Raw genomic sequence first — 1,931 nt, forward strand, 5'->3', positions numbered from 1 at the left:
CTCGTCATCCAGCCTGCGCAAGCTGGTGCCCGCCGAGACGCTGGAAAACTCTGCTGCCCAGCAGTACCGCCAGATGCTGGAACAAGCCCGCGCCAAGCGCGCGCTGGCGCCCGACAACCACCCGCAGCTGCAGCGCCTGCACGCGATCGCTAGGCGGCTCATTCCGTTCACCGCGCCGTGGAACGACCGTGCTCGGCAGTGGCGCTGGGAGGTCAATCTCATTGGCAGCCAGCAGATCAATGCCTTCTGCATGCCTGGCGGCAAGATCGCTTTCTACACCGGCATCCTCGACCAGCTCAAGCTCACCGATGACGAGGCCGCCATGATCATGGGCCACGAAATGGCCCACGCGCTGCGCGAGCACGCGCGCGAGCGCATCGCCAAGACGCAGGGCACCAACATGGCGCTGCGCCTGGGCTCGCAGCTGCTGGGCCTGGGCGACCTGGGGCAGGCGGCGGCGGGGTTGGGCGGGCAGCTCCTTACGCTGCAGTTCAGCCGCTCGGACGAGACGGATGCCGACCTGGTGGGCCTGGAGCTGGCCGCCCGCGCGGGGTACCAACCCTCGGCCGCCGTGAGCCTGTGGCAAAAGATGGGCAATGCCAGCGGCAACAAGCAAGGCGGGCTGGCGTTCTTGTCCACCCACCCTTCGGGGCCTGCGCGCATCAAGGAGCTGGAGCTGAACGTGCCCAAGGTGCAAGGCCTCTATGAGGCCGCTCGGGGCAGGGGATAGTTCGCTGCTATTTATATAGCTAGTAGCGCTTTCTGATAAAGCGCTGCGGGCCTTTTTGGGCCGGAATTTTCGCGCACACGCCTTGCAGGCTCGGTTGCCCACCGCGCGCGGCCTGCACTGCCTGCCGGCCCGCTCGCAGCTTCTCAGCCTCTGCTAACGCGGTTGCGTCCCAGGTTCTTGCTTTCGTAGAGCGCCTTGTCGGCGCGCGCAATGGCGGGCTGCAGGTCGTCGGCGCTGAGCACCAGGGCCACACCGAACGACAGGGTCAGGGCAATTGACGTGTTGCCCGCCTGCAGCGGCGCCAGGGCCGCCAGTGCGCGAATACGCTCAGCCGTGGCGCAGGCGGCATCCTGGGGGCTCGCGGGCATGAGCGCCAGAAACTCCTCACCGCCCCAGCGGGCCAGCACATCCCCTTCGCGCAGGTTTTCCGCCAGCGTTCTGGCGATGGCCACCAAGACCTCGTCGCCCACGGCGTGGCCGTGCTGATCGTTGATGTGTTTGAAATGATCCACGTCGCACAGCATGAGCGCCACCGGTGTGCCGTCGCGTTGGCTGCGCGCCAGGGCTTGCGTGGCCTGGGCGTGGAAGTGGCTGCGGTTGGCCAGGCCGGTCAGTGGGTCTCGTGTGGCCTGTTTGCGCAGCCGACCCTCGGTCGCCAGCACCGTTCGCCGGTAGTAGGCTGACAGCACGGCAGACATGGCAAACACCAGGCAGATGTGGACCCAGTTCACAATCTTCACCGACAGATCGGGCAGGGGTGTGAGCGGCCCCAGGTGGTCGCACAGCGCCTGCAGGCCCAGGTAGTAGCCCAGCAGCGCCAGCACCATGGGGGCGGCCGTGCCGCGCGTGTTGGCGACCACGATGGCGGGGATGAACATCAGCAGGTAGTAGTGAAAGCCGCTGTTCCACCCGATCAGCAACGAGCCCAGCGCAGAGTGCCCGATCACCTCCACCCAGATCAGCAGCAGCCCGGCGGTGTTGTGCCGCCGCGCTATCAGCTGGTGGGCGCCCAGGTACATCAGAATGCTGACCGCGTTGACCAGGGTGAGCGGCCACGAGCCCAGCACCCAGAACATCACGATGTAGCCCGCATCAATCACAGCCGCCGTCAGCGCCACCCGCTGAACCATGGCCCAGTAGGCCTTGCCCGCCAGGCTGGATCCGCGCTGTGGAATGGCGAAGGCCCGAGGAGGGTGGGGAG

At 66.9% G+C, this 1,931-nt stretch carries 2 protein-coding genes; one reads left to right on the forward strand and one right to left on the reverse strand.

Annotated elements, in window-relative coordinates; genetic code table 11:
• The coding region (locus tag DBR12_RS19500) for a M48 family metallopeptidase (RefSeq protein WP_108618750.1) at positions 1 to 730 on the forward strand (730 nt) is incomplete at its 5' end.
• A 143-nt stretch (positions 731 to 873) separates the two neighbouring features.
• Here DBR12_RS19500 and DBR12_RS19505 read toward each other — a convergent pair.
• On the reverse strand, positions 874 to 1,931 hold a 1,058-nt coding region (locus DBR12_RS19505), incomplete at its 5' end, for a GGDEF domain-containing protein (RefSeq protein ID WP_369861685.1).

This window comes from Acidovorax sp. HMWF029 (assembly GCF_003060895.1).
Taxonomy (GTDB): Bacteria; Pseudomonadota; Gammaproteobacteria; order Burkholderiales; family Burkholderiaceae_C; genus Acidovorax.